Genomic DNA, 23,647 nt, shown 5'->3' with positions numbered 1-23,647 from the left:
GATCCGAACCGTGTAGAGCGGTGATAGGGCGTTTTTCGACACTGATGAGCACGACCACCCGAACCGCCGAATCCGAAATGAGGGCTGTTTCATGACCAGCAGCGACACCCGGCTTCAGAAGGTCGTCATCCTGGGCGGCGGCACGGCCGGCTGGATGACGGCCGCCTACCTCGGAAAGGCGCTGCAGGGAACGGTCGACATCACCGTGCTCGAAGCGCCGACGATCCCGCGCATCGGTGTCGGCGAGGCCACCGTGCCCAACCTGCAGCGTTCCTTCTTCGACTACCTGGGCATCGCCGAGGACGAGTGGATGCGGGAGTGCAACGCGAGCTTCAAGATGGCCGTGCGCTTCGTCAACTGGCGGACCGACGGGCAGGGCGAGTCGACGGCCCGCGAGCTGCCGGGCGGCGGTCCGGACCACTTCTACCACCCGTTCGGGCTGCTCCCCGACTACGACCAGACTCCGCTGTCGCACTACTGGTTCAAGCGCAAGTACGAGGGCCGCACGACCGAGCCGTTCGACTACGCCTGCTTCCGCGAACCCCCGGTGATGGACGCGATGAAGGCCCCGCGCTGGCTCGACGGCCGGCCGGCCACCCGGTACGCCTGGCACTTCGACGCCCAGTTGGTGGCCGACTTCCTGCGCCGGTTCAGCACCGAGAAGCAGGGCGTGAACCACGTGCAGGACGAGATGGTGCGGGTCGAGCAGGACGAGCGCGGCTATGTGACCACGCTGCACACCAAGGGCGGACTGGCCCTGGACGCCGACCTGTTCGTGGACTGCTCGGGCTTCCGCGGCCTGCTGATCAACCAGGCGATGGAGGAGCCCTTCATCGACATGAGCGACCACCTGCTGTGCGACAGCGCGGTGGCGACCGCCGTCCCGCACGACGACGAGGCGAACGGCGTGGAGCCGTACACCTCGGCCATCGCCATGTCGTCCGGCTGGGCCTGGAAGATTCCCATGCTGGGGCGGTTCGGGACCGGCTACGTGTACTCCAGCAGGTTCACCGACCAGGACACCGCCACCCGCGAGTTCGCGGACATGTGGGGGCTGGACCCCGAGGTGACGAAGTTCAACCACATCCGTTTCCGCGTCGGCCGCAACCGCCGGGCGTGGGTGAAGAATGTCGTCAGCATCGGCCTGTCCTCCTGCTTCCTGGAGCCGCTGGAGTCGACGGGCATCTACTTCATCACCGCCGCGATCTACCAGCTGGCCAAGCACTTCCCGGACAGGACCTTCAACGACGGTCTGATCAACAGCTTCAACCACGAGATCGAGGTGATGTTCGACGACACCCGCGACTTCATCCAGGCGCACTTCTTCTACGCGCCGCGCAACGACACGCCGTTCTGGCAGGCCAACAAGAAGCTGACCCTCCCCGACAACATCCAGCAGAAGATCTCCGCCTACAAGGCCGGCCTGCCCATCAACTCGCCGATCACCGACGAGTCGACGTACTACGGCAACTTCGAGGCCGAGTTCCGCAACTTCTGGACCAACGGCAGCTACTACTGCATCTTCGCGGGCCTCGGCCTGGAGCCGGACGCTCCGCTGCCCTCCCTGGCGCACCGGCCGGACTCGGTGGCCAGTGCCGAACCCCTCTTCGACACGGTCAAGCGCCAGCAGCAGAACCTGCTGGAGACCCTGCCCAGTGCCTACGACTACCTGCGCCGGCTGCACGGCGCGTAAGGCCCACCGCTCCCACGGCCCGGCAGTACGGCTCTTTCGCCGGCTGCCGGGCCGCAGTTGCTTCAGCCACCTCAGGAGTCAGACATGCCCCACCGCTCCGTGCCCCCTCCCGCCGCACCGGACGAGTCGGCCGGGAGCCGTCCGGCGGACCTCCGTCCCTTCATGGCCGTCTTCCCCACCGGGGTCTCCGTCGTCACCACACTGGACTCCGATTCCGTACCGCACGGTCTGACCTGCACCTCCCTCGCGAGCGTCGCGCTCGAACCGGCGACGCTCGTGGTGTGCATACGGGCGGCGAGCCCGACCCTCGCGGTCCTGCTCGCCGAGGGCCACTTCGCCCTCAACCTGCTGCACGAGCGGGCCCGCGGCACCTCGGACCTGTTCGCCTCCGGGGACCCCGACCGCTTCGACCGCGTCGAGTGGCGGCTGCCGCTGGGCGCGGGCGGACCGCACCTGACGGCGGAGGCGCACGCCGTCGCGGACTGCGCCGTGGTCAGAACCGTCGGCTTCGGGGACCACACGGCCGTGTTCGCCGAGGTCCGCCGGGTGACCGTGCGCGACGACCGCGAACCCCTGCTCTACGGGCTGCGCCGGTACGCCCCGTGGTCCGCGGCGGCCGCGGTCCCGCAGCCGGCCGCCCACCACGACCGGCCCGCCGCGCTGCGGCCCGCGCCCGAAGGAGGTACCCGTGTCGTCCGCTGACCCGCTGCCCGCCCTGCTGATCGCCGTACCGGTGGTGATCGTGGCCAGTCAGGCGGGGGCCGCCGTATGCCGCCGGTTCGGCCAGCCCCCGGTGGTGGGAGAGATCGCCACCGGCATCCTGCTGGGCCCCTCCCTGCTGGGCTGGCTCTGGCCGCAGGCCCAGCACGCGCTCTTCCCGCCGTCCGTACTGCCGTACACCTCGGTGCTCGGGCAGCTCGGGCTGCTCGCCTTCATGTTCCTGGTCGGGCTGGAACTGGACCTGAAGAGCCTGCGCGGTCACACCCGGGTCGCGGTGGCGGTGAGCCAGGCGGGCATGCTGCTTCCGCTGGCCCTGGGCGCACTGCTCGCCCTCGCGATGTACGGCGGGTTCGCCCCCGAGGGGGTGGGCCGGATGCCGTTCACCCTGTTCATGGCCGTGGCCATGGCCATCACCGCGTTCCCGGTCCTCGCCCGGATCCTCGCCGACCGGGGCCTGTACGGGACTCCGCTCGGCGCCCTCGCGATGGCCTGCGCGGCCGTGGACGACGTCGTCGCGTGGTGCCTGCTGGCCCTGGTGGTGGCCCTGTCCACGGCCGGGTCCCCGCTGGAGGCGGCCACCACGGCCGGACTCGCGGTGGCCTTCACGCTGGTGATGCTGTACGCGGTACGGCCGTTGCTGGCCCGCTGGTCGGCCCGCGCCGACCGGGCCGGCGACGCGGCGGTGCTGGTGGCGCTGTTCAGCGGGCTGAGCCTGTCCGCGCTGGCCACCGATCTGATCGGCGTGCACGCGCTGTTCGGGGCGTTCCTCTTCGGGGTGGTCACCCCGCGCACCGGGCAGCGCATCGAGGCCTCGGCGGCCCGGCTGCGCGCGTTCACGGTGCCCGTCCTGCTGCCGCTGTTCTTCGTGCACACGGGGCTGCGTACGGACATCGGGGGCCTGACCGCCTCGCCCGGGCTGTGGCTCTGGACGGCAGCGATCCTCTTCGTCGCCTTCGCCGGCAAGTGGGGCGGCGCGACGGGCGCGGCCCGCGCCTGCGGAAGACCCTGGCGGGAGGCCCTGTCGATCGGCGCCCTGATGAACTGCCGGGGGCTGACCGAGCTGGTGGTGCTCAACGTCGGTCTGGAACTCGGCGTCATCGGGCCGCAGCTGTTCACCATGCTGGTGCTGATGGCTCTGCTGACGACGGCCGTCACCAGCCCGGCCCTGACCCGGCTGCGTGCCGGGAAGGAGGTGAGCCGCGGGGCACCGGCGACGGCCGAGCCCGAGAGCGCCCTCTCCAAGCCCTGAGGGGCGGGCCGGGGCCGGAGGGTGTCCGCCCCAGCCGCACGACGGCTGTTCAGACGCCCTCCGGCCCGGTCGGCACGCACAGCACCGGGATCGGCGACAGGTGCAGGAGTTTGTGCGGGGTGGAGCCGAGCAGCGCCCCGCGCATCGGGCTGTCGCCCCAGCTGCCGACGATGATGACGCGGGCCCCGTGGCGCTCGGCAGCGTCCAGCAGGGCCTGCGCGGGTTTCTCGTCGGCCACCTCGACCGTGGAGGGCACCCCGGCCGCGTCGGCCTCCTCCACCGCGTGCGCCAGCGCGCTGCGGCCCGCCTGGCGGACGGCTTCGCGGTGGGCGCGGTACTCCTCTCCGGTGGGGCCCGGGGCGGCCGCGCCGTAGACGAGAACGAGGGGCTCGCCGAAGGCGGTGGCCACCTCCAGCGCCACCTGCAGGGCCCGTTCCGCGCCCGGCGACTCGTCGTATCCAAGGACCACGGACATCGGACACCCCTTAGAGATGTGTCTTGCGCTTCCCGGCATGGACGAGCTCCGGGTCGGCGACGCCGCGGCGCTCCTGCCAGAACCGGCCGTCCCGGATCCGCCAGAAGCACATGACGGCCACGCCCACGAGCGCGATGCCGATGCCGATGACCAGCGGCGGGCCGAGCCCGAACCAGGAGACTCCGCTGGCCGAGTTCGCCGGGTTGGACATGTCGCCGATCGACTCCACCAGCAGCCAGGCCAGCAGGCCCGCGCCGACCACCGGGCCGAGCCCGATCAGCAGGAAGTTGTGCAGGTTCTCGAGGAGGTGGCGGCGGTAGTAGATGGCGCAGGCCAGGCCGGTGAGCGCGTAGTAGAAGGCGATGAGCAGGGAGAGCGCGGTGAGCGAGTCCAGGAGGGCGTTCTCGCTGATCTGGTTGACGACGAGGTACCAGCCGATGGCGATTCCGGCGACCCACCACGTGCTCACGTCCGGGGTGCGGAACCTCGGGTGGATGTGCGCCAGACGGTGCGGCAGCGCGTGCCGGCGGGCCATGGACAGGGCGGTGCGGGAGGCGGGGATGATCGTGGTCTGGGTGGAGGCGAGCGCCGAGGTGCAGACGGCGAGGAGCACCACCCAGTCCCAGCCGCCCATGACCTCGTGGGCGAGGACCGCGAAGATGGCCTCCTCCTCGCCGGCGTTCTCGGCGAGGTAGGCGGTGCCCGCGTAGGCGACGACCGCGAAGCCCACGGACAGGTAGGTGACGAGGAGGATCACCGTCGACCAGACGCCCGCCTTGCCGGGCGCGGTGGCGGAGTTCTCGACCTCCTCGGTGAGGTTGACCGCGGACTCCCAGCCCCAGTAGATGAACACGCCGAGCAGCAGCCCGCCGGTCAGGGCGGCGCCGCCCGCGCCGAAGGGGTTGAGCCAGCTGAGGGACGGCTCGATCGAATCCAGGGTGCTGGTGTCGGCGTAGACGCGGTAGAAGGCGACCACGGCGAAGGCCAGCAGGAAGAAGACCTGGGCGAGGATGAGGATGTCCTGGAGGTGGGCCGAGAGCTCGGTGCCGATGACGCAGATGCCCGTCATGGCGAGGATCACCGCGACGGTGAGGCCCTGCCGGATCCAGGCGTTGGCGGCCCAGCTGTCGAGTCCGACGGCGAGCAGGCCGAAGTTCACGGCCACGTCCGCGAGCGAGCCGATGACGAGGACGCCGGTCATGGCGATGGCCCAGCCGCCGAGCCAGCCGGCCCACGGGCCCATGGCCCGGGTGACCCACGAGAAGGTCGTCCCGCAGTCCTGGTCGACCTTGTTGAGGTAGTAGAAGGCGGCGGCGATGAGCAGCATCGGGACGAAGGAGGCCAGCATCACGCCGGGTGCGTAGATGCCGACCAGTGCCACGATCGGGCCGAGGACGGCGGCCAGGGAGTAGGCGGGCGAGGTGGAGTTCAGGCCGATGACGAGCGCGTCGAGGAATCCGATCGCGTTGGCCTTGAGCCTCGCGTCCTGGCCCTCCGGTCCGGCACCCGCACTGCCGTCGTCCGTGTACGACTCGTGAACCATGTACGAATGGTCACGCAGACGGCACCGCCGCGCGAGGCGAGGCGGCCCCGGTCAGGGCCGGGTGTTCCAGCCCGCGATCACCGGGAGCCCGTGCTCCGCGGAGAGCACGCTCACGGTGCCGGTGCGCAGCAGGAAGAGCCGGCCGTGCTCGGGCTCCAGGCGCAGGTAGCGGGCGGTGAGGACGCGAAGGAAGTGGCCGTGGGCGACGAGCACCACGTCGCCGTCGTCCGCACGGAGTACGGGGGCCACGCGGGCCAGGGCGCGGTCGGCGCGGGCGCCCACCTGTGCGGCGCTCTCGCCCGGGTGCTCGGTGTCGCCGGGCGGCACGCCGTGGGTCCACAGGGACCAGTCCGGGGTCGTCCGCCGGATCTCGGCCGTGGTGATCCCCTCGTAGCCGCCGTAGTCCCATTCGTACAGGTCGGGGTCGGGCTCGCCGCCGGTGAGCCCGGCGAGTTCGGCGGTGGCGGCGGCCCGGCGCAGCGGGCTGGTCAGCACCAGGGCCGGCCGGCTGTCGTGGAAGAAGGGGGCGAGCGAGATGGCCTCCTCGACCCCGCGCGGGGTCAGTGGCAGGTCCGTGCGTCCCGTGTGGCGCCCGTTCGCGCTCCAGGCGGTCTCGCCGTGCCTCACCAGCAACAGGTCACTCATCCTTGGGACCCTACGACCTTCCGGCATGTCGGCGCCGGAGCACCCGTGCGGGCGTGTCACTGTCGGGCGTCATGGACGAGAACCGGGAGGCCGGGCGGACGGCCGGTTCGCCGCTGCTCCCGCCGCACATGCCCGCGCTGATGATCGCACTGACCGCGGTGACCGGGACGGTGGAGGCGGCGAGCCTGCTGGCGCTCGGGCCGGCCTTCACGGCGATGCAGACGGGAAACGTGCTGTTCGTGGCCTTCGGCGCGGCCGGGGCGGGGAGGCTGGAGACGCTCGCTCCCGGGATCTCCCTGGCCGCGTTCGTCGTCGGGGTCGTCTGTGGGTCGCATCTGGAGTCCGTGACCGAGATCCGCGGGAGGCGCTGGTTCGTCGACGGTCTGATCGCCGAGGCGGGGCTGATCCTGGCCGCCGGGGCCATCGGCTGGGGGCTGCTTCCGCAGTACGGGTCCCCGGCTCCACGGCATCTGGCGGCGACGGCGGTGCTGGCCCTGGCGATGGGGCTGCGCAACACCACGATCATGCGGGCGAACGTGCCGGGCGTACCGACGACGCTGGTCACCCGGTCCATGACCGCCTTCCTCGGCGCCTCGGCCATGGGGCGGGAGAACATCTACGGCTTCCGGACGGCCGGCTGGAAGCTGCGCGGCCTCACCGTCCTCGCCATGTTCGCCGGCGGGTTCCTCGGGGCGCTGCTGCTGCGGGCCGGCTGGACGGTGGGCTGGCTGCTGCTGCCGGCCGGCGCGGTGGTGCTGGTGGTGGGCCTGCTCTACCGGAGCCAGCCCGGGCTCCACACGGACCAGGCCCCTGGCCGGGAACGACCGGGGTGAACGGGGCCATTGGTACAGTCGGGTCGTGGCGGTGGACGAGCTCGACACCAGAATCCTGCGCCTGCTGATCGAGCAGCCGCGCACCAGTGTCCGTGAGTACGCCCGGATCCTCGGCGTCGCGCGCGGCACCCTGCAGGCACGGCTGGACCGGCTGGAGCGCACGGGCGTGATCACCGGCACCGGGCCGGTGCTCTCCCCCGCCGCACTGGGGCATCCGGTGCTGGCGTTCGTGCACATCGAGGTCACCCAGGGGCATCTGGACGACGTGGGTGACGCGCTGGCCGCCGTGCCCGAGATCATCGAGGCCTTCTCGATCACCGGCGGCGGGGACCTGCTGACCCGCGTGGCGGCCCGGGACAACGGTCACCTGGAGGACGTGATCCAGCGGCTGATCCAGCTCCCGGGCGTGGTCCGCACCCGTACGGAGGTGGCGCTGCGCGAGCGGGTACCGCACCGGCTGCTGCCTCTGGTCGAATCCGTGGGCAGGAATGCCGGCAAAACCTGACAGGATTACCGATACGGAACACCATCGGCAGGACGGGCTCAACGGATGATTTCCGTCATATTCGATCTCGACGGCACCCTGGTGGACAGCGAGCCGAACTACTACGAGTCCGGGCGCCGCACCCTGGAGCGGCACGGGGTTCCCGATTTCACGTGGGAGCAGCACTCCCGCTTCATCGGCATCGGCACCCTGGAGACCTTGGAGATCCTGCGGGACCGGTACGGGATCCGGGCACCGGTCGAGCAGCTGCTCGCCGAGCAGAACGCCGCCTACCTGGAGCTGGCCCGCACCCGGACCGAGGTCTACCCGCAGATGCGGGGGCTCGTCGAGCGGCTGCGCACCGACGGCGCGGCCATGGCGGTGGCCTCCGGCTCCTCCCTGGAGGCGATCGACGCGGTGCTGTCGGGCACGGGGCTGGACGCGCTGCTGACGACGGTGGTGTCCGCCGAGGAGGTCGCGCACGGCAAGCCCGCTCCGGACGTGTTCCTGGAGGCGGCGCGCAGGCTGGGCGCCGCGCCCGCCGACTGCGTGGTCGTCGAGGACGCGGCGCCGGGGGTGCGGGCCGCGCACGCCGCGGGCATGGGCTGCGTGGCGGTCCCGTACACCCCGGAGATCGCGGGGGACGCGGCCTTCGCCTGCGCCGGGCTCCTCTTCCCCGGCGGGCAGCCGGAGTTCAGCGCGGACGCCGCGTACGAGTGGCTGGTCGCACGCCGCCGGACCGTGTAGCGCCCTCGCGCGGGTGGCGCCGCACGGCCCGGCAGGCCGCTCTCAGGACTCGGGACGGGCCAGACGGCCGAGCAGGGCCACCGCATCACCGACGGGCACCGGCCGGAAGAACTGCGCGTCGGCGCGCTCCACGGCGGCGATCGCCCGGGGGGCCAGTTCGGCTCCGGTGTCGGTGACGCGCAGCCGTTTGGCGCGGGTGTCGGCCGGGTCGACCTCCCGCTCGACGAGCCCCTTGTGCTCCAGGGTGCGCAGGACCTGGGAGGTCATCTTGACGTCGGTGCCGGCCTGGCGGGCGACGGCCAGCTGGTTGGGGTGCTCGCCCTGGCTGTTGAGCCACCAGGTACAGGCGAGCAGCACGAACTGCACGTGGGTGAGGTCGAGCGGGGCCAGGGCCGCGGCGATGTCGCGCTGCCAGCGCAAGGTGGCGTGCCACAGCAGGAACCCGGGGCTCTCGCCGGGGCTGAGGGGCATCAGCGAAGCGCCAGGCCGGCCAGCGAGGCCATCGTGTCGGGCCAGTCGGCGGTGATGCCCGGGCCGATCTGCGGGCCGGCCTCGTCGGCGCCGTCGCCGGTGATCTCCATCCGGTAGAGCACCCGGATCCGGCCCTGGCCGACGGGGTCGATCCGGTGGACGGTCCGCAGCAGCAGATCGCCGAAGCGGGCCTCGTCGACGAACCGTTCGCCTTCGACCGCCTCGGTGATCCGCAGCGGGACCGGGTCCTCCCCCGGCGGCGTCATCGTGATCCGCGTACCGGCCGCGAACGGGCCGCTGATCTCGATCTTCTGGATTCCCGCGTTCCAGGTGCCCCAGTTCTCCACGTCCGCCCAGAGCCGCCAGATCGCCTCGGGGCTGGCTCCGGTCTCGATGCTGTGCTCGTACTCCCACATGGGTGGCCTCCTGGTCGGATTATCTATCCATAGACTATCTGTGCGCAGACTATCTGTCCACCGGGCGGGGCGGGACCCCGGCGAGGAGGGCCTGTCCGTTCTCTGGCGGCCTGCGGGGGCAGCTGTCACCATGCCCGCGTGACCGCGACCCTGACCCCGGGCACCCGGAGCGGCGGACCTCGCCGATGGCCGCTGCTCGGCAACCTCCCCGCCTTCGCCCGCGACCCCCTGGCCTTCTTCGAGTCCCTGCGCGACGGCTACGGGGACTGGGTGTCCTGGGCGCTCGGGCCGCAGCGCAACATCCTGGTCTCCCGGCCCGAGCACGCGGGCGAACTGCTCGGGGCCGTCGAGTCCACCTTCCGGCCGACGGAACTGGGCTGGGCCTTCCGCCAGTTGCTGGGCAACGGGGTGGTCGTCGCCACCGGGGACGACTGGCGGCGCAAACGGGCCCTGGTACAGCCCGCCGTACGGCCGCGCCAGGTGCGCTCGTACGCCGCCACGATGGTGGAGTGCGCGGACGCCCTGGCGGGCGGCTGGCGTGCGGGTCAACGGATCGACGTGCACCGGGAGATGGCCGGGCTCACCCAGCGGATCGCGGTGCGCACCCTCTTCGGGAGCGACGCCGCCGGCCGGGAGGCGCCCATCAGCACGGCCATGGCCACGGCGCAGCGGGAACTGGGGGCGGAGTTCCGCGGGCTGACGCTGTTCCTGCCGCCATGGGTCCGCACTCCCGGACGGCGCCGGATGCGGGAGGCCGTGGCGGTGCTCGACCGGGAGATCGAACACGTCATCCGGGAGCACGAGGCGGCATCGGCGGCCGGCGCGGAACGGGACGACCTGCTGAGCCGGCTGCTCGCCGCCCGCGACGAAACCGGCGGCCCGCTCTCCCGCAAGGAGCTGCGGGACGAGTCGATCACCCTCTACATCGGCGGCCACGAGACCACCTCGACCACCCTGACCTGGGCCTGGCAGCTGCTGTCGGGGGCGCCGGCGGCGCGGGCCCGGCTGACGGAGGAGCTGGACCGGGTGCTGGGCGGACGGCTGCCCGCGTACGACGACTACGCACGGCTGCCCTGGACCCGGCAGGTGGTCAAGGAGGCCCTGCGCATCTACCCGCCGATCTGGCTGATCTCGGCCGTGGCCACGGAAGGGGCCAGCCTCGGCGGGCGGGCGGTGCCGGCCGGGACCTCGGTGTGGACCAGCCCCTGGTCGGTGCACCGCGACGCCCGGTGGTTCCCGGACCCGGAGGCCTTCCGCCCCGAGCGGTGGGACGCGGACGCCCCGCATCCGGTGCCCGAACACGCCTGGTTCCCCTTCGGCGGCGGCCCGCGGGCCTGCCTGGGGGCGCGGTTCGCGCTGGTGGAGGCCGCGCTCGTACTCGCCGTGCTGGCGCAGCGGTTCCATCTGGACAGCGGGAGCGACCGGGCCGGGGTCTTCCCGGGGCTCACCCTTCAGCCGACCGGTCCGGTCCTGGCGACCCTGCGCGCCGCCCGCCCGCACGACGGGGGCGCCCGCTGAGACCCGCCGCTGTCGCGGCCCGGGAAGATCCGGCGCTCGCCGCGAGTTGGTAGAACCGTGAACGACATGACGCGGGGCGCGGACGCGCCGGTGGACGTGGACGTGGTGGTCGTCGGCGCCGGGCAGGCCGGTCTGTCCAGCGCCTACCACCTGACGCGGGCGGGGCTCGACCACGTGGTCCTCGACCACGCGCCCCGCCCGGGCGGCGCCTGGCAGTTCCGCTGGCCCTCGCTCACCTACGGCAAGGTCCACGGGATGCACGCCCTGCCGGGCATGGAGCTGACGGGCGCCGACCCGTCGCGGCCGTCCTCGCAGGTCGTCGGGGAGTACTTCGCCGCCTACGAGGACCGCTTCGGCCTGCGCGTGCGCCGGCCCGTGGACGTGTCCGCCGTACGCGAGGGGGACGCGGGGCGGCTGCGCGTGGAGACCTCGGCCGGCACCTGGTCGGCGCGGGCCCTGATCAACGCCACCGGCACCTGGGACCGGCCGTTCTGGCCGCGCTACCCGGGCCAGGAGACCTTCCGGGGCCGCCAGCTGCACACCGCGAACTATCCGGGGCCGCAGGAGTTCACGGGGGCGCGGGTGATCGTCGTCGGCGGCGGCACGTCGGCGGTCCAGCACCTGCTGGAGATCGCCGAGGTGGCGGCGGAGACCATATGGGTGACCCGGCGGCCCCCGGTCTTCCGTGACGGCCGCTTCGGCGAGGCCGAGGGCCGGGCCGCGGTGGCCCTGGTGGACGAGCGGGTGCGCCGGGGGCTGCCGCCGCAGAGCGTGGTCAGCGTGACGGGGCTCGCGCTGAACGACGCCGTCCGGGCCGGTCTCGCCTCGGGCGTGCTGGCCCGGCGGCCCGCGTTCGACCGGATCACCGCCACCGGCGCCGCCTGGGCGGACGGGAGCCGTGCGGACGCGGACGTGATCCTGTGGGCCACCGGATTCCGGGCGGCCGTCGACCATCTCGCCCCGCTGCGCCTGCGCGAGCCGGGCGGAGGCATCCGGGTCGAGGGGACCCGGTCCGTGCGCGACGGGCGGATCCACCTGGTGGGGTACGGCCCGTCGGCGTCGACCATCGGCGCCAACCGCGCGGGTGGCTCGGCGGTCCGCGAGATCCGCCGGCTCCTGAGCCGCGAGCCGGCGGCCACGCCCGTGCCGTGATCAGGTCCCGGTGCCGGTGCCGGTGCCGGGCCGTGCGGTTTTCCGCAGGTCCGGCGCTGAGCCGCGGTTTCCGCGTGGAGGTGCGAGCGGGGCAGCCGCCCCGGGCGACCGCCCGCGTCCTCGTGGTACCCCGCCGTCCGCAGACGCAGGCGGGCGCTGTCACCCCGCGCGCGGGCCCGCGTGTGCGGCGCGGTGCTTGTTGAACTCGGCCACGTGCTTGCGGTGTTCCTCGTAGGTCGCCGAGAAGCGGGTGTCCCCCGGCTTGACGGTGACGAAGAACAGCCAGTCCCCGGGCGTCGGGGCGACCGCGGCCGCCATCGCCTCCAGCCCCGGGCTGTCGATGGGCGTGGGGGGCAGGCCCTGGCGTTCGTAGGTGTTGAAGGGGCTGTCGATCCGGGTGTCGCTCAGCTTGGTGTCCACGGTGCTGCGGTTCAGCGCGTAGTTGATGGTCGAGTCCATCTGGAGCGGCATCGACTTCGCCAGCCGGTTGTGCACCACCCGTGCGACCTTGCCCATGTCGGCGCGCCCTTCGGCCTCCGCCTCGATGATGCTGGCCAGGGTGGCCGTCTGGTACGGCGTCATCCCGTGGGCCTTGCCGCCGTCGGCGACGGCCCGGGTGGCGAGCTTCTGGTTCGCCGTCCGCACCATGTGCGCGAGGAGGGTGGCCGGGGTGGACTTCGAGGTCACCGGATAGGTCGCCGGGAAGAGGTAGCCCTCCGGATTGCCCTTGGCCTCCGCGGGCAGCTCCAGCCCGGCGGTGGCCACCGCCGCCTTGGTCGATCCCGGGGCGAGCTTCAGTTCGCGGTCGACCGCGGCGTACACCTGTGGGGCCCGCCAGCCCTCGGGGATCAGCAGCCGGCGTGGCGTCTCCGGCACGTCGCCACCGCGCAGTATCGGGATCAGGACTGCCGCGCCGAGGGCGAGCAGCGTGCCGAGGAAGAGCGCCAGCCGGCCCCGGCGGGTCAGCCGGGAACGGCGCTGCGGCGGCCGGTACTCATGACGCATGCGGGAACGCTAACCCGCCATTCATCACATTTCCGGCACCCGACCCGTGCGCCGGTCATACGGTCACACATTTACCGGAGCCAGCTGGACACCCTCGGGCGGCTCGGGCGCGAGCGCGGCGTCCCGGTCCCGGCGGACCAGGGCCGCGTACCGGCCGTCGGCCTTCAGCAACTCCTCGTGGGTCCCGCGCTCGGCGATGCGCCCGGCGTCCAGGACCACGATCTGGTCGGCGTCGCGGACGGTGGAGAGGCGGTGCGCGATGGTGATGGTGGTGCGGCCCGCGGAGAGGTTGTCGATGGCCCGCTGGACGGCGTGCTCGGTACGGGTGTCCAGGGCACTGGTGGCCTCGTCGAGGATCAGCACCGGCGGGTCCCGCAGGATGGTCCGGGCGATGGCCAGGCGCTGCTTCTCGCCTCCGGAGAACCGGTAGCCGCGCTCGCCGACCAGGGTGTCGTAGCCGTCGGGCAGGGAGGCGATGTGCTCGTGGATCTGGGCGGCGCGGGCCGCCTCGGCGATCTCCTCGTCGGTGGCGTCCGGCTTGGCGAAACGCAGGTTGTCGGCGACCGAGGCGTGGAAGAGGTAGGTCTCCTGGGAGACCACGCCGATCGAGCGGGCCAGCGAGTCGAAGTCGAGGTCGCGTACGTCCACGCCGTCGAGGGCGACCCGTCCGCCGGTGACGTCGTAGAGGCGGGGCACCAGGTAGCTGAGCGTGCTCTTGCCGGAGCCGGTCGGGCCGACCACGGCGAGGGAGCCGCCGGCCGGGACGGTGATGTCGATCCCCGAGAGGGTCGGACCGTTCTTGGAGTCGTACGTGAAGTGCACGCCCTCCAGGGTGACCTCGCCCTTGGCCCGGTCGAGGCGTACCGCGTCCGGGCGCTCGGTGATGTCCACCGGCAGATCGAGGTACTCGAAGATGCGGGCGAACAGCGCGAGCGAGGTCTGTATCTGCACACCGGTCGACAGCAGGCTGACGGCGGGCCGGAACAGGCCCTGCTGGAGCGTGACGAAGGCGACGAGGGTGCCGACGGAGAGCGAAGGGGCGCCGGTCTGGAGGGCTATGCCGGCCGCCCAGTAGATGAGGGCGGGCATCGCGGCCATGACGATGCCGATGGTGGACATCCGCCAGCGCCCGGCCATGCTGGAGCGCACTTCCAGACCGACGAGCTTCTCGGACTCCGCGGAGAAGGCGGAGGTGAGGGACTCGGAGCGGCCCATGGTGCGGCCGAGCAGGATGCCGCTCACCGAGAGCGACTCGGTGACCGTGGCGGCCATGGCGGCCATCTGCTTCTGCCGCTTCGTGGTGATCCTCTTGCGCTCACGGCCGACCCGCCGGCTGATCCACACGAAGACGGGGAGCAGGAGGAGCGAGACGAGGGTGAGCCGCCAGTCGAGCGCGAGCATGGCGACCACGGTGGCGATGACGGCCGTCAGGTTCGAGACGAGCGAGGTCGCGGTGGAGGTGACGGTGGCCTGCATGCCGCCGATGTCGTTGGCGATGCGGGACTGCACCTCGCCGGTGCGGGTCCGGGTGAAGAAGGCCAGGGGCATCCGCTGGAGCTGTGCGTAGACGGCGGTGCGCAGGTCGTGCATGACGCGCTGGCCGACGGTGGTGGAGATCAGGGTCTGGAGCACGCCGAAGACGCTGGTGACGACGGCGGTGAGGATCATGCCGAGCGCGAGCAGGCTGAGCAGCCCGGTGCGGCCCTGGGGAATCGCGACGTCGAGTATCTCGCGGAGCATGAACGGCGAGGCGACGCCGACCAGCGAGGAGGCGCCGACCAGGAGGCCGACGACGGCGAGCCGCCCGCGGTAGGGCCGGAACAGTCCGACGATGCGGCGCAGCTCGCGCGGCTGCTCCGCCGGGGCCGGACCGGCGGGGTCGACGGGGTCTTTCGGCGGCATCCACTTCGGTTCGTCGTGCGGCATGGGCACCCTCTCGGGGTCAGGAGTCAGGGTCGAGGTCTTCGCGACGTCCCCATTCGGTCAAGTCTGCGCCATGGGAGCATAGGTCATTGTTACCTATACTCACAATGAGCGGCATCCTGATATTGTTCCCGCATGAGCTCCGCCTCCGACAGCGATCGCCTCCTCGCCGAACAGCTCCTGCGCCTGACGCGCAGGCTGCACCGGATCCAGAAGCGCCACATGGTGCCGCTCGGGATCACTCCCGCCCAGAGTCGTTTGCTGCGCCTCGTCTCGCACTACGAGGGCGAGCAGGCACCCCGTATGGCGGATCTCGCCGCCCGCCTGGAAGTCGTTCCGCGCGCCGTGACCACCCTCGTCGACGGCCTGGAGGCGGCCGAGTGCGTACGGCGTGCGCCCGACCCGGCGAACCGCCGCGTCATCCGTATCGAGCTCACCGACACCGGCCGCGGCACGCTGCGCCGTCTGCGCAACGCGCGAACCGACGCGGCGGAGGAGATCCTGGCTCCGTTGACCGCCGACCAGCGCGAGGTGCTCGGCGGTCTGCTGAACGCCCTGTCGGACGCCCCGGCGGAGCACACCTGCTGAGTAGGCCACCCGTGGGCCTCGACGACGCGAGGGGTCGCAGATGCCGCTGCTGGAACCGAAGCCGGGGGCCCTGCGCCCCCGCGGCATCCGCGGCCCCGCGCCCGACCGGCTCCCCGCGCACCGCGCCGCCGGCACACCCGAGCCGCTGCGCACCGAGCTGACCGAGCTGCTCGGACCGGAAAAGGTGCTGTGGAAGGTCTCCGACCTGGTCCGCTACGCCTCCGACGCCTCCCCCTACCGCTTCGTACCCCAGGTCGTGGTGATCGCCCAGGACATCGACGACGTCTCCGCGGTGCTGTCCTACGCCCACGGCCGGCAGCGCGACGTCGTCTTCCGCGCCGCCGGGACCTCGCTCAACGGCCAGGCCCAGGGCGAGGACATCCTGGTCGACGTACGCCGCCACTGGGCCGGGATCGAGGTGCTGGAGGAAGGCCGGCGGGCCCGGATCCGGCCCGGCACCACCGTGGCCCGGGCGAACGCGGCCCTCGCCCGGCACGGCCGGATCCTCGGCCCCGACCCGGCCAGCGCCGTCGCCTGCACCCTCGGCGGGGTCGTCGCCAACAACGCGTCCGGCATGACCGCGGGCACCACGCGCAACTCCTACCGCACGCTCTCCTCCCTCACCTTCGTCCTGCCGGGCGGCACCGTCGTGGACACCGCCGACCCGCTGGCCGACGAGGAGCTGTCACGCGCCGAACCGGACCTGTGCCACGGGCTGCTGGACATCAAGCGGGAGATCGAGGCCGATCCCGCGCTCGTCGCCCGGATCCGCGCCAAGTACGAGATCAAGAACACCACCGGCTACCGACTCGACGCCTACCTGGACGGCACCACTCCCGTCGAGATCCTGCGGGGGCTCATGGTCGGCTCGGAGGGGACCCTCGGATTCATCTCCGAGGTCGTCTTCGACACCCTCCCGCTGGACCGCGAAGTCTGCTCCGCGCTGCTGTTCTTCCCCTCGCTGCCCGCTGCGGCCGCGGCCGTGCCCCTCTTCAACGAGGCGGGCGCCGTCGCCGTCGAGCTGATGGACGGCAACACCCTGCGCGCCTCGGTCAGCGTCGCGGGGGTGCCCTGCGACTGGGCGGAGCTGCCCCGGGAGACCACCGCCCTGCTCGTGGAGTTCCGGGCTCCGGACCGGGCGGGCCGCGACGCCTGCGCACACCGGGCCGCCCGGGTCCTCGACGGGCTCGACCTGGTCGCCCCGGTGGCCTCGGTCACCAACGCCTTCACCGGTGACCCGAAGACCGTGCACGGCTACTGGCAGGCCCGCAAGGCCTTCGTCACCGCCGTCGGCGGAGCCCGCGCCCGGGGCACCACGCTGATCACCGAGGACTTCGCGGTGCCGCCGTCCCGGCTGGCCGAAGCCTGCGAGGCGCTCCTCGTGCTCCAGGCGGAGCACGGCTTCGACGCGGCCGTCGCCGGTCACGCGGCCCACGGCAACCTGCACTTCATGCTCGCCTTCGACGCCGCCGACCCCGCCGACGTCGCGCGGTACGGGGCCTTCATGGAGGCCTTCTGCCGGCTCACCGTGGAGCGGTTCGACGGCTCCCTGAAGGCCGAGCACTCCACGGGCCGCAACATGGCCCCCTTCCTGGAACTGGAGTGGGGCCCCGCGGCCACCGCCCTGATGTGGCGTACCAAGCGGCTCGTCGACCCCGCCGGGGTGCTCGCCCCGCGCGTCCTCCTCGACCGCGACCCGCGGGCACATCTGCGCGGCCTGAAGACCATTCCGCAGGTGGAGACGGTCGCCGACCCCTGTATCGAGTGCGGCTTCTGCGAACCGACCTGCCCGAGCGGGGACCTGACGACCACTCCGCGCCAGCGGATCGTGCTGCGCCGCGAGATGATGCGCCAGCAGCCCGGCTCGCCCGTGCTCGACGGCCTGCTCGCCGCCTACGGCTACGACGCGGTGGACACCTGCGCCGGCGACTCCACCTGCAAGCTCGCCTGCCCCGTCGGCATCGACACCGGGGCACTGATGAAGGACTTCCGCCACCGCCGCCACAGCCCGCGCGAGGAGGCCGCGGCCGCGCTGGCCGCGCGGCGGTTCGCGGCCTCCGAGTCCGCCGCCAGGCTGACCGTGGCCGCCGCCGACCGCGTCCCCGCCCGGGTCGGGGGCCGGCTGCTGGAAGCGGCCACCGGGGCCGCGCGCAGGGCCGTACGTCCGGACCTGGTTCCGCGGTGGTCGGCGCAGCTCCCCGGCGCCGCGCGGCGGCTTCCGCCGACCCGGAGGGCGGGCGCCGCGGCCGTGTACTACCCGGCCTGCGTCAACCGGATCTTCGGCGGCCCCGAGGGCCGGTCCGGTCCCTCCCTGCCCGAGGCCGTGGTGGCCGTTTCGGAACGGGCCGGGCGGCCCGTCTGGATCCCCGGCGATGTCGCCGGCACCTGCTGCGCGACGATCTGGCATTCCAAGGGCTACGAGGCCGGCGCCCGGGTGATGGCCAACCGGATCGTCGAGGCGGCCTGGGGCTGGACGGCCGGCGGGCTGCTGCCGCTGGTCGTCGACGCCTCCTCCTGCACGCTGGGCATCGCGCGCGAGGTGGTCCCGTACCTGACGCCGGAGAACCGTGCCCTCCACGCCGAGCTGCGGATCCTCGACTCGCCCGTGTGGGCCGCCGAGGAGCTGCTTGCGCGTCTGGAGGTCCGGCGCAGGGTGGGCTCGGCCGTGCTCCACCCCACCTGTTCGATGCGGCACCTGGGCGACGAGGCACACCTGCGCACCGTCGCCGAGGCCTGCGCCGAGGAGGTGGTGGTCCCCGACGACGCGGGCTGCTGCGCCTTCGCGGGCGACCGGGGCATGCTGCACCCGGAGCTGACGGCCTCGGCGACGGCGCGGGAGGCGGCGGAGGTGACCGCACGGGCCTTCGACGCGCACCTGTCGGCGAACCGGATGTGCGAGGTGGGCATGGACCGGGCCACGGGGCGGGTCTACTATTCGGCGCTGCTCGAACTGGAGCACGCCACCCGCCCGTGAGCGCCGGGGCGTGCGACCCCCGTGACCAGGCGGCCCTTCGCTGCCCGGTGCCGTAAACCTGCTGGCCGCAGCGGGCGGCCCACGGAAAATCGATTGCCCGGCACCGGTCCGGAAGGCGAACCTTGCACGGTTTGGACCACTCGACCAGTCATGGGGCGTCATGCAGATCAGCGATCTTCCGTATCCGGATCCGGGGGTACCCGACGCTCGTTCAGGCCCCCGGTTCCTGCTGTGGCTGGGGCGCGGCCAACTCGGCGGACAGCTCAAGAGCCTGTGCTGGGGCATGCTGCACTTCTCCGGCGTCGCCGGACTGCCGTACGCCGTGGGCCTGGGCATCGGCGCCGTCGCCGACCGCGAGCCGAACCGGCTGCTGCTCGTCGGCGCACTGCTGCTGGGCATCGGCGTCGCCATCTCGGTCGGCGACGCCATGCTCCACCGCACGGCCGTCACCAACTGGATCACTGCCGCGGCACGGGTCCAGCAACTCCTGGCGCGCAAGACGGCCGAGCTGGGATCCGCCCTCACCCGCCGGGTCGCCGCAGGCGAAGTGGTCGCGGTGTCCACGGGCGACGTCGAGAAGATCGGATGGTTCGTCGAGGCCGTCTCACGCTTCCTCGCGGCCGTCTTCTCCATCGTCCTCGTCTGCGTCGGCCTGCTGTTCTACGCCCCCGAGCTCGGCGTGGTCGTGGCCGTGGGCGTACCCCTGATCGCCCTGGCCTCGCTGCCGCTGCTGCCGCGCGCCACCAAGCGCGCCGACGTCCAGCGGGAGAAGGCGGGCAAGGCCACCGAGCTGGCCTCCGACACGGTCGCGGGCCTGCGCGTGCTGCGCGGAATCGGCGGTGAGGAGCTGTTCCTCGGCCGCTACCGCGAGGCCTCGCAGGACGTCCGCAAGGCCGCCGTGCGCAGCGCCCGGATGTGGGCGCTGATCTCCGCGATCCAGGTGGTGCTCCCGGGCGCGCTGATGATCACCGTGGTCTGGTACGGCGCCACGCTCGTCTCGGACGGGCGCATCGCGGTGGGTGAGCTCGTCGCCGCCTTCAGCGCGGTGGCGACCCTGCTCTACCCGCTCCGGCACTTCGAAGAGATCGCCATGGCCTACTCCTTCTCGCGTCCGTCCGCCAAGCGGGCCGCGCGGGTGCTGTCGCTGACCCGGACGGACGCCGCGGCCGGGCGTCCCGCGCGCACCGGCCCCGCGAAGGCACCGGCCGCGGGCGGGGACCTGTACGACCCCCGGACCGGGCTGCTGGCCCCCGCGGGGCGGTTCACCGCCGTCGTGTGCGGGGACCCGGACCTGGCCGGGCGGCTCGCCGAACGCCTGGGCGGCCACCCGATGGACGAGGGCCCGGGGGCGGACGCTGAGTCCGACGCGCAGGCGGGTGCGGAGGCGGGTGCGGACTCCGGTGCGGACTCCGGTGCGGACTCCGGTTCCGGGGCCGGGGCGCCGTCCGTGCTCCTCGGAGGAGTCGCGCTGGACGAGCTCGAACTGGACACCGCGCGCACCCTGGTCCTCGTACAGGACAAGGACCCGGTGCTGCTGTCCGGGACTCTGCGGGAGCTGTTCGACGTGCCGGCCTCCGGAGCGGTCGACTCCGGTGCGGCGCTCGGCGCGGCCCAGTGCACGGACGTCCTGGACGCCCTGCTGCAGTCGGCGCCGGACGGGACCGAGGACCCGATGGACGCCCGGATCACCGAGCGCGGCCGGTCCCTGTCGGGCGGCCAGCGCCAGCGGCTCGCGCTGGCGCGGTCCCTGGTCACCGACCCGGAGGTACTGGTGCTCGACGAGCCGACCTCCGCGGTCGACTCGCACACCGAGGCACGGATCGCGGACGGGATCGCGGCCCTGCGCGCCGGGCGGACCACGGTGGTACTGGCGTCCTCGCCACTGCTGCTGGACCGCGCGGACCGGGTCGTGCTCATCGACGGGGGGACGGTGGCGGCCGTCGGTACCCACCGCGAGCTGCTGCGGAGCGAACCGCGCTACCGGGCGGTCGTCACCCGCGAGACCGACGAGGAGCAGCGGCTCGGCGGGCTGGAACTGACAGAGCTGGAAGAAGCACTCACAGAGATCGAGGAATCCGCATGATCGGCGTGGCGCCGCCGGAGTACGATCCGGCGGCCCCCGAATCGGCCGCGACCCTGCCCGTGGGCACGTCGGCGACCGTACGGGGCTATGTGCGCGGCCTGTTCCGGCGCCACCGGCGGGCCTTCGCGGTGCTGGTGAGCGTGAACGCGGCCGCGGTGATCGCCTCCATGGTCGGCCCGTACCTGCTGGGCCGGATCGTGGACGACCTCTCGACGGGGGCGCGCGAGCTGCATCTGGGGCGTGTGGCGCTGCTGTTCGCGCTGGCTCTGGCGGTGCAGACGTTCTTCGTCCGGCTGGTACGGCTCCGCGGGGCGATGCTCGGCGAGGAGATGCTGGCCGATCTGCGCGAGGACTTCCTGGTGCGGTCGGTGGGTCTGCCGCCGGGCGTGCTGGAGCGGGCCGGTACCGGTGACCTGCTGTCGCGGATCACCACCGACATCGACCGGCTGGCGAACGCCATGCGCCAGGCCGTGCCGCAGCTGGCCATCGGCGTGGTGTGGGCGGGGCTGCTGTTCGGGGCCCTCGCCGTGACCGCGCCGCCGTTGGCACTGGCCGCGCTGGTGGCGCTGCCGGTGCTGGTGATCGGCTGCCGCTGGTACTTCAGGCGGGCGCCGTCGGCGTACCGCTCGGAGGCGGCCGGCTATGCGGCGGTCTCGGCCGTCCTCACCGAGACGGTGGACGCGGGCCGCACGGTCGAGGCGCACCGCCTCGGCCCGGAGCGGATCGCGCTGTCGGAGCGGCGGATCTCGCAGTGGGTCGCGTGGGAGCGGTACACGCTGTTCCTGCGGACGGTCCTCTTCCCGGTCATCAACGTCACCTTCGTGACGATCCTCGGTTCGGTGCTGCTGATCGGCGGCTTCTGCGTGATGCGGGGCTGGATGTCGGTCGGGGAGCTGACCACGGGCGCCCTGCTGGCCCAGATGCTGGTCGACCCGATCGGTCTGATCCTGCGCTGGTACGACGAGTTGCAGGTCGCCCAGGTCTCGCTCGGCCGCCTGGTGGGCGTGCGGGAGATCGAACCGGACGCGGGGGACGCGAAGGTGGCGCCCGAGGGCCGGGACGTGCGGGCCCAGGAGGTCCACTTCGGCTACCGGGAGGGCGTGGACGTCCTGCACCAGGTGTCCATGTCCGTTCCGCCGGGCACCCGGATGGCGCTGGTCGGCCCTTCGGGCGCGGGCAAGTCCACCCTGGGCCGGCTGCTCGCGGGCATCTACGCGCCCCGGAGCGGCGAGGTCACCCTCGGCGGGGCCCGGCTGTCACGGATGCCCGCGGAGCGGGTGCGCGAGCACGTGGCCCTCGTCAACCAGGAGCACCACGTGTTCGTGGGCACGCTGCGGGACAATCTCCGCCTCGCGCGGACGGGCGCCGGGGACACGGAGCTGTGGGCGGCGCTGGCCGCGGTGGACGCCGACGGCTGGGCGCGGGCCATGGAGGCCGGCCTGGACACCGAGGTCGGCTCCGGCGGCACGGCACTGACCCCGGCGCAGGCGCAGCAGATCGCGCTCGCCCGGCTGGTGCTGGCCGACCCGCACACGCTGGTGCTGGACGAGGCCACCTCGCTGCTGGACCCGCGCGCGGCACGGCACTTGGAGCGCTCGCTGGCTCGGGTGCTGGACGGCCGTACGGTCATCGCCATCGCCCACCGGCTGCACACCGCGCACGACGCGGACGTGATCGCGGTGGTCGAGGGGGGCCGGATCAGCGAACTCGGCTCGCACGACGAGCTGGTCGCGGCCGACGGGGCCTACGCGGCCCTGTGGCGGTCCTGGCACGGCTGAGCGGGCCGGGACACCCCCGGGCCGGTGCCGCCGGGCGGCGGTGAGGACTTGCTCCCCCGCCGCCCGGCGACACCGTTCCGCCCGGTCGTCCTGTTGCCCGGTTCGTTAGTCCGCGGTGTCCGCCCCGCCCGTCCTCACGGCCGGCCGGTCGGCGGGGACGAAGGCCTGCTTGCGGGCGCAGGTCCAGATCACCGGGTGGGTGTCGCCCTGGGCGTCCTCGGCGGCGCCGCCGACGCGGTCGTCGTCGGTGACGGTGTAGGCGGTGGTGAAGGCGTTCGGGGCGAGCGCGGGAAGGGCACGCATGGGGCCTTCACCGGTCCAGTACTGGGCCCGCTCCTGCGGGTGGTCCTGTGGGGGCGGCCACGCGTAGAGGAAGTGGCTGGCGATGCCGACCGAGACGTTCGTGTTCGGGCTGAGGCCCTCGAAGGTGCCGCGGTGGGCCGCCGGGAGCCGGGGCGCGTAGCGGACCGATCCGTAGGGGGCGGCCCAGACGGCGGGCAGGTTCAGCCATTGCTCCTGCACCGACAGGTAGGTGCCGGCGATCCGGCCCGAGTCGTCGATGTCCTGCGGCCGGTACTGGTGGTCGAGGCTGCCGAGGGGGCTGAGGGCGGTGGGCCCGGCGTCCACGGCGGCGGACCAGAGCAGCCCGGGGCTGGCGGGCCCGTCGTCCCCGGTGGCGGAGGGTCCGAAGCCGGAGCCGATGACCTGACCGGCGTTGTTGATGCCGGTCACGTAGTCGAGCCGGTAGCCGGGCGGCACGAGGAGTTTGCGGTGGATCCTGCCGCCCGCCCATTCGAGGCCGGTGGTGACTCCCGGGTCGTCGTCGTAGCGTGTGCCGACGATGTGTCCCCGGTCGTTGACGTCGGCGGCGGTGTGCCCGCCGGGCAACAGGGTGACGCCGCGTGCCCCCGGCCGGTAGCTGAAGGCCAGGGTCTCGGTCCAGGTCGCCGTGGTCAGCGTGCCGACCATGAGGCCGGACCGGTTGACGGCCGCCACCCGTCCGCCGGTGGCCCCCGCGGGGAGCGGCACGGCGAACACCTTGGTGCCGATCCAGTAGGCCGGCAGGTCGTGGGAGACACCGACCGACAGCCCGGCCGGGCCGATGTCGTTCACCTGCGTGCGGTGCAGCCACGGGTTCGGATACGGGTCCTCCCCCGGGAGCGACTCCAGGATCCTGACGGACGGTCTGCAGTCCGGTCCCGCGTCCGGCGTGCCGCCGGACTCCGCCGAGGCCGTGTGGGCCGGTAAGGCCACGGTGAGCGTGGCGAGCACCGCCCCCGCCAGCGTTGTACGGATGCTTCTGTTCCTCCTGCGCACGGATCCCCCCCGGGTCCTGACGCGAGCCGACGG

The 23,647-nt window shown here is 72.9% G+C and carries 20 protein-coding genes; 12 read left to right on the top strand and 8 right to left on the bottom strand.

The genetic code is table 11. The features are described from left to right. The first annotated feature begins 91 nt into the window (after positions 1-91). The 3 genes from Sspor_RS35805 to Sspor_RS35795 all read left to right on the top strand — a co-directional run bounded on the left by Sspor_RS35805 (position 92) and on the right by Sspor_RS35795 (position 3,662). Complete coding sequence (locus Sspor_RS35805) at positions 92-1,693, top strand: tryptophan halogenase family protein (RefSeq protein WP_202202810.1); 1,602 nt, start codon at positions 92-94, stop codon at positions 1,691-1,693. A gap of 84 nt (positions 1,694-1,777) precedes the next feature. Continuing rightward, positions 1,778-2,395, top strand: a complete 618-nt coding sequence (locus Sspor_RS35800) for a flavin reductase family protein (protein WP_202202809.1) — start codon at positions 1,778-1,780, stop codon at positions 2,393-2,395. Beyond that, a complete protein-coding gene (locus tag Sspor_RS35795) occupies positions 2,382-3,662 on the top strand; it encodes a cation:proton antiporter domain-containing protein (protein WP_202202808.1) in 1,281 nt (426 codons plus the stop codon). The genes Sspor_RS35800 and Sspor_RS35795 overlap by 14 nt, the downstream gene beginning before the upstream one ends. A gap of 49 nt (positions 3,663-3,711) precedes the next feature. Here the strand turns inward: Sspor_RS35795 and Sspor_RS35790 are convergent, their stop codons facing one another. Genes Sspor_RS35790 through Sspor_RS35780 form a run of 3 tightly spaced genes read right to left on the bottom strand, consistent with a single transcriptional unit; the run spans position 3,712 to position 6,325 of the window. Next, positions 3,712-4,137, bottom strand: a complete 426-nt coding sequence (locus tag Sspor_RS35790; protein WP_202202807.1) for a universal stress protein — start codon at positions 4,135-4,137, stop codon at positions 3,712-3,714. Between the two features lie 10 nt (positions 4,138-4,147). After that, a complete protein-coding gene (locus Sspor_RS35785; protein ID WP_237404175.1) occupies positions 4,148-5,680 on the bottom strand; it encodes an APC family permease in 1,533 nt (510 codons plus the stop codon). Between the two features lie 51 nt (positions 5,681-5,731). Then, a complete protein-coding gene (locus tag Sspor_RS35780) occupies positions 5,732-6,325 on the bottom strand; it encodes a histidine phosphatase family protein (protein WP_202202806.1) in 594 nt (197 codons plus the stop codon). Positions 6,326-6,396: 71 nt separating this feature from the next. Here Sspor_RS35780 and Sspor_RS35775 point away from each other — a divergent pair, with 71 nt between their 5' ends. Genes Sspor_RS35775 through Sspor_RS35765 form a run of 3 tightly spaced genes read left to right on the top strand, consistent with a single transcriptional unit; the run spans position 6,397 to position 8,389 of the window. Further along, on the top strand, positions 6,397-7,158 hold the full coding sequence (locus tag Sspor_RS35775; RefSeq protein WP_202202805.1) for a YoaK family protein: 762 nt from the start codon (positions 6,397-6,399) through the stop codon (positions 7,156-7,158). A gap of 25 nt (positions 7,159-7,183) precedes the next feature. Beyond that, positions 7,184-7,663 carry an Lrp/AsnC family transcriptional regulator gene (locus Sspor_RS35770; protein WP_030713436.1) on the top strand — a complete coding sequence of 160 codons (480 nt, stop codon included), beginning with the start codon at positions 7,184-7,186 and terminating at the stop codon, positions 7,661-7,663. A 45-nt stretch (positions 7,664-7,708) separates the two neighbouring features. After that, positions 7,709-8,389: an HAD family hydrolase gene (locus Sspor_RS35765; protein ID WP_202202804.1), complete on the top strand. Its 681-nt coding sequence runs from the start codon at positions 7,709-7,711 to the stop codon at positions 8,387-8,389. Positions 8,390-8,431: 42 nt separating this feature from the next. On the opposite strand, the gene Sspor_RS35760 is transcribed toward Sspor_RS35765, so the two are convergent. Both Sspor_RS35760 and Sspor_RS35755 read right to left on the bottom strand, forming a co-directional pair. Then, the gene (locus Sspor_RS35760; protein ID WP_202202803.1) at positions 8,432-8,860 is read right to left on the bottom strand and encodes a MarR family winged helix-turn-helix transcriptional regulator; all 429 of its coding nucleotides are present in this window, start codon (positions 8,858-8,860) and stop codon (positions 8,432-8,434) included. Further along, positions 8,860-9,276, bottom strand: a complete 417-nt coding sequence (locus Sspor_RS35755; protein ID WP_202202802.1) for an SRPBCC family protein — start codon at positions 9,274-9,276, stop codon at positions 8,860-8,862. Before Sspor_RS35755 ends, Sspor_RS35760 begins: the two co-directional genes overlap by 1 nt. Positions 9,277-9,414: 138 nt before the next feature. Between Sspor_RS35755 and Sspor_RS35750 the strand changes: the two genes are divergently transcribed. Both Sspor_RS35750 and Sspor_RS35745 read left to right on the top strand, forming a co-directional pair. Next, positions 9,415-10,794: a cytochrome P450 gene (locus Sspor_RS35750; protein ID WP_202202801.1), complete on the top strand. Its 1,380-nt coding sequence runs from the start codon at positions 9,415-9,417 to the stop codon at positions 10,792-10,794. Positions 10,795-10,860: 66 nt separating this feature from the next. Further along, positions 10,861-11,946 (top strand): FAD-dependent oxidoreductase, encoded by a 1,086-nt coding sequence (locus Sspor_RS35745; RefSeq protein ID WP_202204059.1) that lies wholly within the window; start codon positions 10,861-10,863, stop codon positions 11,944-11,946. Positions 11,947-12,105: 159 nt separating this feature from the next. On the opposite strand, the gene mltG is transcribed toward Sspor_RS35745, so the two are convergent. Continuing rightward, on the bottom strand, positions 12,106-12,951 hold the full coding sequence (mltG, locus tag Sspor_RS35740; RefSeq protein ID WP_202202800.1) for an endolytic transglycosylase MltG: 846 nt from the start codon (positions 12,949-12,951) through the stop codon (positions 12,106-12,108). Positions 12,952-13,014: 63 nt separating this feature from the next. After that, positions 13,015-14,877, bottom strand: a complete 1,863-nt coding sequence (locus Sspor_RS35735; RefSeq protein WP_202202799.1) for an ABC transporter ATP-binding protein — start codon at positions 14,875-14,877, stop codon at positions 13,015-13,017. 132 nt (positions 14,878-15,009) lie between these two features. On the opposite strand from Sspor_RS35735, the gene Sspor_RS35730 reads away from it, so the two are divergent. The 4 genes from Sspor_RS35730 (at position 15,010) to Sspor_RS35715 (ending at position 22,297) form a co-directional block, all read left to right on the top strand. Continuing rightward, complete coding sequence (locus tag Sspor_RS35730; RefSeq protein WP_202202798.1) at positions 15,010-15,462, top strand: MarR family winged helix-turn-helix transcriptional regulator; 453 nt, start codon at positions 15,010-15,012, stop codon at positions 15,460-15,462. Between the two features lie 40 nt (positions 15,463-15,502). Then, positions 15,503-18,436, top strand: a complete 2,934-nt coding sequence (locus tag Sspor_RS35725) for an FAD-binding and (Fe-S)-binding domain-containing protein (RefSeq protein WP_202202797.1) — start codon at positions 15,503-15,505, stop codon at positions 18,434-18,436. A gap of 160 nt (positions 18,437-18,596) precedes the next feature. Continuing rightward, on the top strand, positions 18,597-20,519 hold the full coding sequence (locus Sspor_RS35720; protein ID WP_202202796.1) for an ABC transporter ATP-binding protein: 1,923 nt from the start codon (positions 18,597-18,599) through the stop codon (positions 20,517-20,519). Next, positions 20,516-22,297, top strand: a complete 1,782-nt coding sequence (locus Sspor_RS35715) for an ABC transporter ATP-binding protein (RefSeq protein ID WP_202202795.1) — start codon at positions 20,516-20,518, stop codon at positions 22,295-22,297. The genes Sspor_RS35720 and Sspor_RS35715 overlap by 4 nt, the downstream gene beginning before the upstream one ends. A 105-nt stretch (positions 22,298-22,402) precedes the next feature. Here the strand turns inward: Sspor_RS35715 and Sspor_RS35710 are convergent, their stop codons facing one another. Next, the gene (locus tag Sspor_RS35710; RefSeq protein WP_202202794.1) at positions 22,403-23,569 is read right to left on the bottom strand and encodes a hypothetical protein; all 1,167 of its coding nucleotides are present in this window, start codon (positions 23,567-23,569) and stop codon (positions 22,403-22,405) included. Positions 23,570-23,647 lie beyond the last annotated feature (78 nt).

The sequence above is a fragment of the Streptomyces spororaveus genome (assembly GCF_016755875.1).
Classification (GTDB): domain Bacteria; phylum Actinomycetota; class Actinomycetes; order Streptomycetales; family Streptomycetaceae; genus Streptomyces; species Streptomyces spororaveus.
Note: the sequence above shows the minus strand (reverse complement) of the source record. Positions and strands in the feature narration are given on the sequence as shown.